The organism is Shewanella sp. N2AIL, from assembly GCF_022690845.1.
Taxonomy (GTDB): Bacteria; Pseudomonadota; Gammaproteobacteria; order Enterobacterales; family Shewanellaceae; genus Shewanella; species Shewanella baltica.
In genome coordinates, this window is the sequence record NZ_JALBYT010000030.1 from 1 (window position 1) to 13,089 (window position 13,089).

Here is a 13,089-nt window from a genome sequence, read left to right on the forward strand (position 1 = left end):
TACATCACTGGATATTACAGTGAGACCAGACCCCATCAATATAATGGTGGGTTAACGCCAAATGAGTCAGAACGTTTATATTGGAATGACTCTAAAACCGTGGCCAATTTTACTTGACCACTACACTACGCTAATAATCCAACACGGCAGTGTGTGTTGTCAGCAATAGACGATGACAAATGTCACCTCTTTCAGCAAAGTCCTAGAAAGTGTAAAAACGTGGCCCCCTGTTGCTGAATTTACTTTGGTATCAGCTTGAAAAAAGCGACAATCAAACATATCAAAGGCATAAGTAAGTTAATCACTGTAGCGCAGCTAATACCCACAATAGGGTTTAGATGACTACAATGGTGACGAAAACACAATAACAGCATATAACTCACGCTTTACCCTAGGGCTATCGCGCGCCTAAAATGCGCTATGTTACTGTTTTAGTCATTGGCAACTCGATTTTTTACCGCATTTTTAGATTAAGGGTTAAATGGAATATGGAACAAATATTTGAAAAATTGATGTATGCATCTCGCTGGATTATGGCGCCGATTTACTTGGGATTAAGCCTAGTCCTAATCGGTTTAGGCATTAAATTCTTCCAAGAGATCTTCCATATTCTACCGATTATTTTTGAGATAACCGAAGTCGATCTGGTGCTGGTCACCCTATCGCTGATTGATATCACCCTAGTGGGTGGCCTAATCGTGATGGTGATGTTTTCTGGCTATGAAAACTTCGTTTCACAGTTAGATGTGGGCGAAGACAGTGAGAAGCTAAGCTGGCTTGGCAAACTGGATTCTGGCTCACTGAAAAACAAAGTCGCCGCTTCTATTGTGGCGATTTCATCCATTCATCTACTAAAAATCTTTATGGATGTGAAGAATATCGATAACGACAAAATCATGTGGTATCTGTTAATCCACATCACCTTCGTGTTGTCAGCCTTTGCCATGGGCTATTTAGATAAAATGACTCGCGCTGGTAAGTAGTCGCTTCACGCTGAATAAGTTAAGCGTTAACGGTTTTAACACTGTGGAAAGTTTAAAAGTAAAACCTAGGCAAATATAAAGTTTATTCGCTTCTGCTAAATTACAATGCCACTCTTTTGAGTGGCATTTTTAATGACAAAACCCAAAAAATTAAAGCAATCCACTAACACTAGTTATTCCACACACATCAACTTAATTTCACCTTGTTGACTCATTAATCTGCACTCATTTAAATCTTAATGCAGCGATTTGTAATATCTATTTTTCAACTTGTTGCATTAAATATTTAGATATCAGTCATACGGTTTAAATCCATTAAAAATACTTACCCAAAGGCGTCAAAAAAATCTATAATCGCCACCTTTTTGACAAACTTGTCACTAATGCATCTATCCGTAAATAACCATCCCTGTAATCGCAAGGTAGTAAAGTGAAAACACAGTTACTGGCTCTCATGCTCGTCAGCCATATTGGCTACGCCCATGCCAAGGAAGATTTGGCCTCAACTCTAAACTCAGAAGGAATACCACTGAAGAGTCATAGCATCGATTTTATCGATAAAAATCTCAAATTAACCTTGGCCTGCTCCGTTGGCGATCTGCAACCTAGCATTAATGTCACTATGTCGGAGTCCTTTGCATTTAATGGTGATCCTAGCGTACTCATCATTACCAGTGGCGAACAGACTAAGCTGAAATTGCATGGTACTGGCTCACTGATGAATTTTAGTAGTGGGAGCGCTGCCAACCCAGATCTATGGGCAAGTTTAGGTGAACTGCAGGCTCAACAAATACATCTTGAAGCAGTATCTTTTCGCTCTAGCAAATACACTAGTGCAGACCTAGTTGCCGTAGGCTTTGCCGATGCAGTGGTCAGACTGAAACAAGATTGTGCCAAGTAGTCACCTCAATCAGCATTTAATCAAATCGTAAAAACAAAAAGCCACTGATGACAGTGGCTTTTTGCATTTATAGCATATGACTTAACGTCCAAATTAGCTCTTCGCTAGTTCAACCTGATGCACTTTCTCGGTTTGGTCCACTATGGTCAATACCGCAGCATCACCTACCACGTTACAAGAGGTCAGCACCATATCGATAATGCGATCTAACGCCGCGACAATGGCGAAGGCTTCTATCGGTAAACCCATTTGATGGATTAACACGCCTATCATCACCATGCCGCCGCCGGGCACACCGCCGGCACCTACAGAGAGCAGGAAGATGCTAAATAGCAGCGAAGGCAATTGATCAGAGGTGATTGGCATACCAAAGGCGTTAGCGACAAAGAAAATCGCGATAGTGATGTAAATCGCCACGCCGCCCATGTTCATGGTCGCGCCGAGCGGCACCCCAAAGCCTGCTACCGCGCGATTCACACCTAACTTTTCGGTTAAGGTACGCATAGTCACAGGAATCGTCGCATTCGAGCTTGCGGTCGACAGTGAAAACAACACTTGCTCTTGGGTCTTCTCGCGGAAGGTTTTGGCCGAAATTGGGGTAAATATGCCCACCGCCATTGGGTAAACCACAAAAATCCACAGCAGTAGCAGCGCGAGGATCAGCACCATGTACTCAACTACGCTCATAAACACGCCAGCATCTAAGGTCGCGCCGAGCTTGAACATCAAGGCAAATACACCGTAGGGCGCTAGGCTCATCACCACAGAAATCAGCTTCATCATGATTTTATTCGCGGTTTGAAAACCTTGCACAGCGCCAGCGACATGCTCACCGAGTGACTTAATCACGCCGCCAAGCATTAAAGCCATAAAGATCACTTGCAGCATATTGCCCGACATAAAGGCCGCCACAGGGTTACGTGGGACTATGTCGATCACCAGTGCCATCAAACTTGGCAGCTCAGTAGCAGTAATGGCCACGCCGTCTGTGCTGCTCATATCGACGCCTTTACCAGGGTCGAGTAACAGCACGACTAATAATGCCGTCGCGATCGCGACAAAGGTATTGATGATGTAAAAACCAAAGGTCTTACCGCCTAAACGGCCAAAACTTTTTAGATCTTGCAGCTCACAGACACCACAAACAATACTCACAAACACTAATGGCACGACTAGCATCATGATCATATTGACGAACATAGTGCCAACGCCGCCGGCAAGCTCAACCAAATTGTCCGAGAAGAAGCCGATATCGTTTAAGAAGTACTGCACTATTGTGCCGAAAATAAGACCCGCAAACAGACCTATAAAGATCCGCGTCGAAAGTGATTTCATCATGCTTGTGGTTTCCCCAGAAATGTAGTTTTTTTGTTATTCATCTTCCATGATGAGCACAATTGCCAATCCATTTTTGGCTTAGGCAGGGGATAGTGAAACATGCTAGCCGTTAATTCAATGAATAAATTTCACTTTTTCATCTTAAATTAAGCTAACCGCATCACGGAAAATTAGTAATAAATTGATTTTAAATGACAAATAATAATTATGCTCAATCAATGAACAGACTAAAGACTTATTTAAAACCGCATATTTAAACAGAATGAAAACCAATAAATCACAATGAAAACATATTAAAAACAATTAGAAAATCAACCTCAGTCTTAATGACTAAAATTCAACTTATAAAAGAATTTAAAACTAGGTAATTGCACTAACGCAGAGAGATGGAATGCGTGATGGCTAAATATATAGCACTAACACTAGTTCAAGCCCGTGAGCTAGCAGGTGTTGCTGTTTGATGCTAATACTGTGTTGAGTTAACCAAAAAGCTAATTCTTGCCAACGCTTTAAATCGGCATGCTGAAGATATTTGGTCTGTTTCGCTTGCTTGTCGAAATCATAGGTTGAATTAATTTGCCCAATGGCCAACAACTCGGCAGCAGCCGTCAGCGCAAGTTGCGGCACAAGGCAATGGGTCACCCCCATTAAGGTATGGGCGATTTGCAGCCCTGCGGGATCTAAGTCGGTAAAGGCGATAATCGGCAGCTCGCCTGCCATAGCTTGCAAAAAATGCCGCACACCAATCGGTGAATGATGACCGCTACCGCGGTAAATAACCATGAGGTTCGTTAGATCCTCAGGTAAACGCGCTTGATGGATAACATCAAACACATCCAAGTTTTCAACCACTAAGATGGCTGCAACATGAAGTTCACGGCAATGCTTTTGTGCTTCATCCAAAGGAATACGCAGCGAGGATAAAGCGGATATTGCAACAGGTGGCGATTGAAAGCCCAGAAACTTGAGTAACACATACTCGGCTTCTGGGCGGATCTTAGCGAGCTTCTCATTATGACTTTTGGCGGACATCGCCATGCGATCGACATTGAAATCCAGATCCCTGAGATCAAGTCCCATTAGCGCCAATACGCCTTGCCTTAACAGATCAAAGTCTTTGGGCGCGAAGCACAAATACTTTTCAGACTCGTCTAACTCACCCACTTCTAACTCGCGGTAAATCGCGCGCCAGTTAGCCGTGAGCTTAACCTTTGGAGAACGCTTAATAAAAGCCTTCTCCAACAGCTGCAGTTGTTGCTGACCTAGGCGAGCCATAACTCAACATCGCGAATGATAAAGTTACCGCTATAGATAGGATGTGGTTCACCTAATGGCTCAAGTTCAAAGTAAGCTTTATGTTCATCGGGTAGGCCTTCATAGCCGCCAATGACTTGATAAATCCAGCTCTCAGCTTCCCAAGGCAATGCCTTATCCACCAAATATTCCAGCGCAGATTGGCGCAGGCCAGACTCAATTACATCGACGAAATACTCATCCACCGCTTGTTTGAGTGGATTATCCGGCACATCGAAGTCTTCACTTTGGGTGAGTGACACGGACGCATCTCGCTCACGCACCGCTTCAATCACGGGATGACGACTAATAGCTTTAATGTGCGCGACTATGCCCATCAACTCCAGTTCTTGACTGGCGTTGTGCACATCTACCGCAGCAGGTGCGAGCAAGATTTCGGCGCGATTGAATAGGCTCGGGATTTCCTTGTGGGATACATGGTCCGCAGGCCGATAATCTGGATGCAAGTCAGTGTAGAGTAACCAGCCCTTAAGCAAACGGGTACGGCCACGGATTTGTCTGAAGCGGCCTAAGAGTTCGAGTAAACGCCCCTGCACTACGCTCAGTTCCTGGGCGCAGTCGCTCATGGTTTCTTGCAAAGTCGTCACTAAGAGTTTGCGCAGCTCTCGGATATCGCCGGCGATTTCGCCAAGCTCACTAAACTGGAACATCTCTAAGCCATTAAGCAATTCAGATACTTGGCTTTGAGCTAATTCATTTTCGCGGATCTTAGCGTTGATTGTACCGACATAACCGAACTCGTTGTTGATCCGGCCCCAGAGCACACGAATCGAATAACGCAGACTGTCGGCAAAGCTATAAACATGCTCACTCAAATCCGACAAATAGGCTTCGGCAGCGCTGTAATCTGAGCTGTGACGAGCTTCTTTGTAATGGTCGGCCAAGGTTTTAATGGTCGCGAGAGCCGAACCAACGTTAGAGTCTATTTGGCGATTACGCTCGTCACTTAAGCCTTCTTCGAGCAAGGCGCGAACAGAACGCTTAAGCCGCAGTTCCTGATCTGGCTCTGGCCGCCACAAAATGCCGGCCTGTTTGAGCTTTTCAACCACGCTTGGATCGTGGGCATCCTCGTTTAAGGAACCTGCTAAATAGGCGTCCATAATGATGTCAGCATGGCGACCTAACTGCTTGAGCAGCTTAACCCCCGCCTGATGTAAGTTACTGCTCATCACGGCCTCCTTGGTCGCAGCTTTTACCTAGGTTTAATCGTGCCAACATTAGATTAAGTCCCGCTGAGTCGCCGTTTCTGCCTGCGCTTCTAGGCTTAGGCCTTCGGTTTCGTCGATAAACCGAATGACTTCATACAAATAATCCAGCTTGCCCGTGGCGATATAGATTTGCTTCTCCGCATTGGGGCGAACTAAATAGCCGAGTTCGACTAAGCGTTTGAAGACTAACTTGATTTGCGCATCGCTGTTGGTACTGGTCGAGCCAAATAAACGATATTGGCTGAGTTTGGCTAACTGCTCACGAAACGCCGGCGTGTCTTCGATGCGGCTTTGCAGCTCAGTTAAACGCACGGGCGCGCCTTCGCTCAGCGGCGCATCTTGGCCACTGGCCTCTTGCACTAATACCAGCCATTCCACCAGCGGGATAAGTGCCTGACAGATATCTTTAAACTGCGATGAAATCACTTTGCGTTCGCTATCGCCGAGCTGCAAATAACCGCAGAAGAACACATCGCCTTCGGCGGCGGACGCCACAGTACGGTTGATCTGGTTTAAATAGGCTTCGACCCGCTCGCGGGTGCTGCTATTTTTAAGGGCGCGCCAGCCTTCTTCATTGGTGGTGCGGCAAATAAACTCGCCCTTGAGTAACAGTTCAATTAAAGCGCCAGTACCGACTAATACGGTTTGAGTAGCATCGCTCATTAGATGGCCTCCTTCGACAAACGCTTATTCAACATGTCGGCAATTGGGTTCACCTTTGGCTTAACCACCTGCAACTTCTTGGTTTGTTTGTTGATAATGTAACGATTGGCGAACAAGTTCAGCACCTCAGACTCTGGGTTCGGGAAGGCGCCCAGCACACAAATGTTGTTGTTTTCGCAGGCGTCGAAAATCTTCTTCACGTTGGTATGGTGCAAAGTGCCCAGCTCATCAATTGGCCAGTGAATGGTCACATCGGCGCGGCCACGCAGCAAACGTGTGAATGCCAACAGGAACTTACACAAAATCAGATACGCCATGCCGTGGCTTGAGGATTCGTTAAGCTGTCTGTCGGTGCGGATAATCAAATCGCTGTTACCTTCTTTAAGGCGCAGCTCGATTTCCAGCAACTTAGAGATGCCCCCCGTTAACGCGGCGCGGCCGATAATGTCTAAGGCGCGGCGCATGCTGTTGGTGTAATCCTCATCGGGCAAGCCATTAAAGCCATCGGCTTTCCAATGTTTAAAGGCTTTGACGAACTGTTCAAGCTCAGGCCAGAACTCTAACTCGCTGATGCGCGAACGAATACGTACCGCCGATTCAGACACGCCCTCAAGGAATAACTCTTCACCCACTTCGCGGGTAATACGCGCACTTTGGGATGCGATGCGGCGGTCGATATCGGCTAATACATCATAGAAGGCAGTTAAGTCGACGCCGAAAATTCGTCCTTGCTCACGCAGCGCAGTAATCGATTGCGGCACTATCACGTTCAGCAATTGCTCAAGCTGTGGCACTAACTTGCGGTAATCCAGCAGACGAATGCCTTTGTCGTTGATAAAGCTCGATTCTTCGCGGGCACGCTCCCATGTTTCGGCAAGGCCTGAACCTGACTTGCTGGCGATCACTGAGTCGAAATGCTCCACATATTGCTTCACCGAACCCATTAGGTAATCGCGTTTCAGCAGCAAATCTTCACCTTGGCGCAGACGCTCGCCTAGGCTACCTTGGGCTTCTTCGTTATTGGTCGGCAACTTAAGCTCGGCGAGTTTACGCATTACTGCACGTAACTTCGTTAAGTTTTCGGAGGCTTCAACCTGCGCCGCATCGGACGCTTTACGTTCGGTTTCGAGTTGTTGACGGCGAGCTTTAACATCTTGAGTTTTGGCCTTAAGCTGTTGATCGATTTCCGATACCGCGCGCTTCACATCGCTAAGCTGAGTTTGCAGTTTAGGTTTGCGCATCAGCCAAGTGTGTTGATACCAATCATCGAAACGCAGTACGTCACTACGACGCTGCTCAGCGCGGCTAATTTTGGTTTCTAATTCGCGGATCTGCTGCTTGAGTTTGAGGATATTATCCTCATCCACACCGCGGGATTTAAGCTCGTTTTTGTACCAAGTCTCGCAGGCTTTCTGCTCAATTTTGGCACTTTCGCGGCGGCCTTCAATGGTCGCTTTAATTTGGCCGAGTTGATTGTCGAGCGCGCCGATCACTTCCTGCCAATAGGCTTGTTTTTCCATGCGCGCTTCGAGCGCTTGCTCTTTTTGCTCTTCGAGCCAGAGTTCGTGCTGATGTTTAAGCTGTTTCAGCTCGCCATCCAGCTGAGTCAATCTTTGTCCAGCATGGGCTTTGCGATCGCTCAATGCTTTGTTGATTTTATCTTGCTCACTGCGCTTTTCATCGAACAGACGACGCAGATCGTCACGGCTATTTTTATACGCTGTGCGGGCAAAAGTGAGTTCACGGCTGAGATTATCCAACTCGCCATTAATCGCCACTAGCTGAGATTCGGCCTCGGCCTGCATTTCTTGGGCGCTAGTGTGGGCTTCTTCGGCTTTACTTAACCGAATCCGCAGCTCTTGCTCGGAGGCGGCATATTCAGGCACATCGATCGCCTTAAGATCTAAATGCACACCAAAGAAAGCTTCGCTCGACTCACTTACTAAACTGGGATGTAAATCAGTGCGATGCAGTAGTTCAGGCGCGATCACTTTACCTAAACTTTGCTCCCAACCTTGGGCTTCCTTACGCAGAAACTCCAATAGGGTGTGGGATTGCGGGAACAGCATGTGGTGCAGTTCATCCAGCGCAGTTTGACGCTCGTTCACCCTTAAGGTGGCGATACGCAAGGCTTCGTTGGCTTGGTCACGTTTGGCTCTGAGCTTGCGTTCATCGCTGCTTAAGCGCTCGACCTTGGCATTGCAGCTTTCTTGTTCTTCATCGGCGCGGTGAATACGTTCGTCGAAAATCGCGAGACTCAGCTTTTCTTCTTCGGTGTAAGTCACACCATCGACACGTAATTTAAGCTCGGCGGCAGTGAGTTTGAATTGGTATTCCTGCTCGCTAAAGCTGGCCTTGCCCGCATCCATTTGGTTGCGCCATTGCAGCTCTAAGGCGTCGATATCGGTGCGCGCCACTTCGCGTTGCTTATCGCGGGCTTCGCGCTGCTTGTCTTGGTCGGCATGCAAACCTTCTAGCTCGCGGTTTAACTGCTCACCAATCTTACTGCGACGGGCATTGTAGGCCGCCTCGATATCTTGGTGCTTCTCGGTTTGCAGCTTATGGCGTTCACTTAAGTTTTCAACATCGGTGCGCCAATTCGGCAGCATCTCAAGATCGGCCTTAGCTTGCTCTATGTTGGCATCTAAAAAGGCGCTGTGCTGATCTTCAATGGCATCGAGTTCATACTCGCACTTGGCTACATCGCCCTTGGCAGCCGATAAATCGAGGTTGAGCTCATCGCGCTGCTCTTTCCATTCATCATCGAGCAATCTGAGTTTTAAATTCAGCTCTTTAGATAAGGTTTGCTGAATATCTTGGCGATCGGCTTCTAAGGTTTCATCGTTGCGATAACCACGGGACAAGCTTGATAAGCGCAGTTCGGCGCTGAGCAGTTGGTTAAATTCTTGTTCGAGTTTTTCAAACTCAGGGCGAATGACTTCAAACCCTTGGATCAGTTGGCTTTCACGGATCCACGCCTCAACGCGCTGTGGATTTAAGCGTGAGCTGGGCGGATTAACTCCGTCTTCCTCTAAAATGGCGGCGATCATGGATTTGACCGTCTCCATCTTGCCTTCTTTGGAGTGCACCGCTTTGGCGAGTTTTTCGATGTGGCGCAGGGAATGCTCGCCCTCACACAGGGCAAATTGACGGGCATAGCCGCGCAGTTCGCTGCGGTTGCTACCCGTGCTTAATAGGGTGCGATCGTTTTGGATAATGGCGCGATATTCGCGGGTATTGAGCAAGTTCGAAGCACCGATTCCCTCGCGCTTCATCTTAATACCTAACTCCTTCATCGAAAGGCACAGAATAGTGTCACCATTTTGCGATTTAATATAATCGCTTAGCTCAAAACCTTTGGCGATAAAGCGATAGTTAACGCCCTTGCCATCGCCCGCCGAAGCCAGTACGGCTTGGTACAGTAAGCCATCGGCCTTTTGATATTCGTAAATGATGTAGCTTGAATCGTGTGGCAAGTACCAACGCTCGAAACTGTCGCGGGTCGAAGGCACCACGCGGCTTGGGTATTCGCCATAAAAAACAGGGACTAGACGTTGTAATGTCGTCTTACCCGAGGCGTTAGTACCACAAATGTTGGTATGGCCATTGAGGGCGAGTTCCACAACGCCCGGAAGGTGCGTATCAATCAGCACAATACGAATCAAGCTTGCCATTTCATTCCTTATGCAAACGGGAGCGTCTTATCTAAGCTGCAGAAGCCTTCTACAGGATGAAGAGAAAACAATCCAAGAGGGCCACAGACCTTAAAAAAGCACTGTAAAAAGTGATTTTAAAATCATGACCTAAAAATAGTGCCCCTAAAATAAGGCAATCGCGGTGTATTGGCAATTAAGCGGCGCTGCACGAATGCCATGGCTCACAATCTTTACGCCCAGAATTGGGCCCAGAACTAAGCTCTTCTTTACGCCCAGAACTAAGCTACTAGCAAAGCCAATACTAACCGCCAATGATACGACAACTTAGCAAAAATAGGCGGCTAACAAAGCGGCAATTAGCGCAGTAAAAGGTAAATTTTAGCGGTTATCTTCAAGGCGCAGGCGATCAGCGATCCGGCTATAAATCAGCATCATTTCCGCCAGCGATCCCACTTGCATGCCTTTCATCAAATTGGCGCGGTGGATCTCGACCGTACGCATGGCAATACAGAGGCTATCGGCAATCTCTTGGTTCTTCAGCCCTAGGGCAATCAGGTTGAGTATCTCCCGCTCCCTTGGCGTGAGCGCTTGATACGTCTCAAGATACTGATTGTCTTGATGATGTGCCTTGGTATGTTCCAGTGCTTTGACGACCGCTTCGGCTAACTTAGCGCCATCGGCGGGCTTTTGGAAAAAATCCACCGCACCGAGTTTGAGCGCTTCTACTGCCATAGGCACATCGCCATGGCCGGTGAGATAAATCACAGCTAACGGACTGTTTTTGGCGACGAATTCAAGATGCAACTGTGGGCCGCTCAAGCCCGGCATACGCACATCGACCAGCGCACAACCCGGCAGGGTTAAGTCCACGGTAGTAAAAAAGGCTTCGGCACTATCAAAGTCGGTGATCTTGAGGCCATAACTTTCGAGCATAAAACGCAAAGAACGACGCACTGAGTCATCGTCATCGATTAAATACACAGGTAACGCAAGACTCATTATTGTGCTCCATTGGGGGCAGATTTACGCGGTATAGCCACCTGCGCTTGGCAACCGCCACCCATTGCGCTTTCTAGGCTAAACGTCCCGCCATGGCTCTCGGCAATATCGCGGCAAATCACTAAGCCTAAACCTAATCCCTCTGATTTAGTGGAATAAAAGGCTTGCATCAGCAGGCTGGCGGCTTCGGTTAAACCCGTGCCATTATCCGTGACTGTCAGCAAGAGTATGCGTTCTTGGTAGCGAAGATCGATATCGATCGTCGGCGTGTATGGCTTTTGCGTGATGATCTGTTCGGTACCACTGGATTCAAGCTCTAACCGCTGAACACAGGCATCGGCGGCGTTTTTCAGCAGGTTAAGCAACAACTGCTGCATGCCGACTTCATCGAGGGACTGTAAATAGGGCTCGCCGCTCACATTCACGGCAAGATTGATTTGATGTTGTTCAAACTCATAGGCGAGCAGCGGCACAGTCTCATTGACCAGCTCATGCAAATACAAAGGTTGTTTCGATACAGGCCGTTTCTTCAACAGGTTGCGTAAGCGGCTGATAATGCTGTCGGCTCGCGTGACTTCCTGCTGGATAAGCGTCAATACCGATTGCAGTTCCTCAGGGCTAGTCCCCCGTTGTAATCGCACTTCGGCGCCATGGCAATAATGGCCAATCGCCGCCAAAGGTTGATTAAGTTCGTGGGAGAGACTCGCGCCAAGCTCGCCAGCAATCGCGATACGCTGGGCATGTTCCAGTAACGCACGGTTTTCATTGAGCTGACGCTGAGTGTTTATCAACTCGCGGCCGCGACGACTAAAGCGATACTCCAACCAGAAATGGTACGCATTGAGCAGCACCAGAATCGCCAGCACAAACCAAGCCCATTGTTGATGTAACTTGACCCACTGCCACGCCCTTTGCCACCAAGGTGTTTGCAAGGGATGCATGTCGAGATCTTTAAGTAACTGATCGATCGCCAACTGACTCACGGCCGTGGTCCAACCCGCAGAATCGGCCGTCTTAGCGGCGAGGTGATCTTCGGGCAGTGCCAGCAGCGCTTGGGTCACGCTTTTAGCTAGAGATTGCGAGGCGCGATTGGTCTTCGCCATGGACCAGTTGGGATAGAGACGAGTCGAGACTTGGCAATGAAATCCCACCGGAGTTTGGTTATCGAGCACCCGATAATGGCCGATATTAATCAGCCCTTCTGCCTGCATCTGCTCAAGCTGACACACAGGCACCACAGCCGCATCCAGCCGATTGTCTTTCGCCGCATCATTACCACTTTTTTGATCATCTAACTGATACAACAAATTATCTAGCGGGAACCCCAGCGGAATAATCTCACCCACAAAGCGAGGCAAATCTATGCCCTTTAGCTGCGCTTCGTACACTAAGGTCAAGTAACCGCCGAAGGCATTTTTCGACACTATCCCGAGTCGACGCCCCTTAAGATCAGTTAAAGTCTGATAGGGTGAATCGGCGCGCACCACCAGCGCCGAACCCACTTGCATCGCCGCGCCCTTATTTAACGGGCTGCGCAGGGTCGCCAACCAAGTGAGAGAATATTGCCGCGCCAGCAACACGGATTGCCCGGGGTTAGTGATCACAAAATCGAGCCCTTGGGTTTCAACGCCCTTGGCTAACTCATCAAGGGAGAGAGGATGTAACCTAAAGTAACTGTTGGGAATTTGGGTTTCGAGCCAACCCATTAACGGCTGCCAGCGGTTAATCGTCGCCTTATAACCGCGGATGGCTAACACGCCCACATCGACCACTTGATAACCAGGTTCTTCGGTAGAGACTGGCGCAACAACCTCAGCGTCCATTACATCCGAAGGCGCACTTTGATTCTGCGGCTCTACGGCAAACACGTTTGCCGAAGCGAACAAGCACGCTAATAACGTGATGAACACCTTAGTCCTAAGTGACATCCTTAAAATCGTTCGCTGTGTCATCTTAGGCTCGATTGAAGCTTGAATTGATAACGGCCACTTGAGTGACATCCCTGAGCTAAACACTGTTTTCATCAT

9 protein-coding genes are annotated in these 13,089 nt (G+C 48.0%); 2 read left to right on the forward strand and 7 right to left on the reverse strand.

What is annotated here, in order from left to right:
- Window positions 1-488 precede the first annotated feature (488 nt).
- Window positions 489-983 (forward strand): TIGR00645 family protein, encoded by a 495-nt coding sequence (locus MO387_RS16140; protein ID WP_006084177.1) that lies wholly within the window; start codon window positions 489-491, stop codon window positions 981-983.
- A 430-nt stretch (window positions 984-1,413) separates the two neighbouring features.
- Window positions 1,414-1,884, forward strand: a complete 471-nt coding sequence (locus MO387_RS16145) for a hypothetical protein (RefSeq protein WP_107949248.1) — start codon at window positions 1,414-1,416, stop codon at window positions 1,882-1,884.
- Between the two features lie 93 nt (window positions 1,885-1,977).
- On the opposite strand, the gene MO387_RS16150 is transcribed toward MO387_RS16145, so the two are convergent.
- From MO387_RS16150 to MO387_RS16180, 7 genes are all read right to left on the reverse strand, one after another.
- Window positions 1,978-3,222, reverse strand: coding sequence for a dicarboxylate/amino acid:cation symporter (locus tag MO387_RS16150; RefSeq protein ID WP_012588595.1), 1,245 nt, complete (start codon window positions 3,220-3,222; stop codon window positions 1,978-1,980).
- Between the two features lie 402 nt (window positions 3,223-3,624).
- Window positions 3,625-4,497: a hypothetical protein gene (locus tag MO387_RS16155; RefSeq protein ID WP_107949250.1), complete on the reverse strand. Its 873-nt coding sequence runs from the start codon at window positions 4,495-4,497 to the stop codon at window positions 3,625-3,627.
- Window positions 4,485-5,705, reverse strand: coding sequence for a hypothetical protein (locus MO387_RS16160; protein WP_011845750.1), 1,221 nt, complete (start codon window positions 5,703-5,705; stop codon window positions 4,485-4,487). Before MO387_RS16160 ends, MO387_RS16155 begins: the two co-directional genes overlap by 13 nt.
- A 48-nt stretch (window positions 5,706-5,753) precedes the next feature.
- Window positions 5,754-6,407, reverse strand: a complete 654-nt coding sequence (locus MO387_RS16165; RefSeq protein WP_006080105.1) for a hypothetical protein — start codon at window positions 6,405-6,407, stop codon at window positions 5,754-5,756.
- Window positions 6,407-10,081, reverse strand: a complete 3,675-nt coding sequence (locus MO387_RS16170; protein ID WP_107949252.1) for an ATP-binding protein — start codon at window positions 10,079-10,081, stop codon at window positions 6,407-6,409. Before MO387_RS16170 ends, MO387_RS16165 begins: the two co-directional genes overlap by 1 nt.
- 360 nt (window positions 10,082-10,441) lie before the next feature.
- Window positions 10,442-11,062, reverse strand: a complete 621-nt coding sequence (locus MO387_RS16175; protein ID WP_107949254.1) for a response regulator — start codon at window positions 11,060-11,062, stop codon at window positions 10,442-10,444.
- Window positions 11,062-13,014 carry a PhnD/SsuA/transferrin family substrate-binding protein gene (locus tag MO387_RS16180; RefSeq protein WP_107950334.1) on the reverse strand — a complete coding sequence of 651 codons (1,953 nt, stop codon included), beginning with the start codon at window positions 13,012-13,014 and terminating at the stop codon, window positions 11,062-11,064. The genes MO387_RS16175 and MO387_RS16180 overlap by 1 nt, the downstream gene beginning before the upstream one ends.
- Window positions 13,015-13,089: the final 75 nt, after the last annotated feature.

What these genes read in the sequence shown, in the direction of transcription:
- MO387_RS16140 (WP_006084177.1), top strand. Translation starts at nt 489, where the DNA reads ATGGAACAAATATTTGAAAAATTGATGTATGCATCTCGCTGGATTATG.
- MO387_RS16150 (WP_012588595.1), bottom strand. Translation starts at nt 3,222, where the DNA reads ATGATGAAATCACTTTCGACGCGGATCTTTATAGGTCTGTTTGCGGGT.
- MO387_RS16155 (WP_107949250.1), bottom strand. Translation starts at nt 4,497, where the DNA reads ATGGCTCGCCTAGGTCAGCAACAACTGCAGCTGTTGGAGAAGGCTTTT.
- MO387_RS16160 (WP_011845750.1), bottom strand. Translation starts at nt 5,705, where the DNA reads ATGAGCAGTAACTTACATCAGGCGGGGGTTAAGCTGCTCAAGCAGTTA.
- MO387_RS16165 (WP_006080105.1), bottom strand. Translation starts at nt 6,407, where the DNA reads ATGAGCGATGCTACTCAAACCGTATTAGTCGGTACTGGCGCTTTAATT.
- MO387_RS16170 (WP_107949252.1), bottom strand. Translation starts at nt 10,081, where the DNA reads ATGGCAAGCTTGATTCGTATTGTGCTGATTGATACGCACCTTCCGGGC.
- MO387_RS16175 (WP_107949254.1), bottom strand. Translation starts at nt 11,062, where the DNA reads ATGAGTCTTGCGTTACCTGTGTATTTAATCGATGACGATGACTCAGTG.
- MO387_RS16180 (WP_107950334.1), bottom strand. Translation starts at nt 13,014, where the DNA reads ATGACACAGCGAACGATTTTAAGGATGTCACTTAGGACTAAGGTGTTC.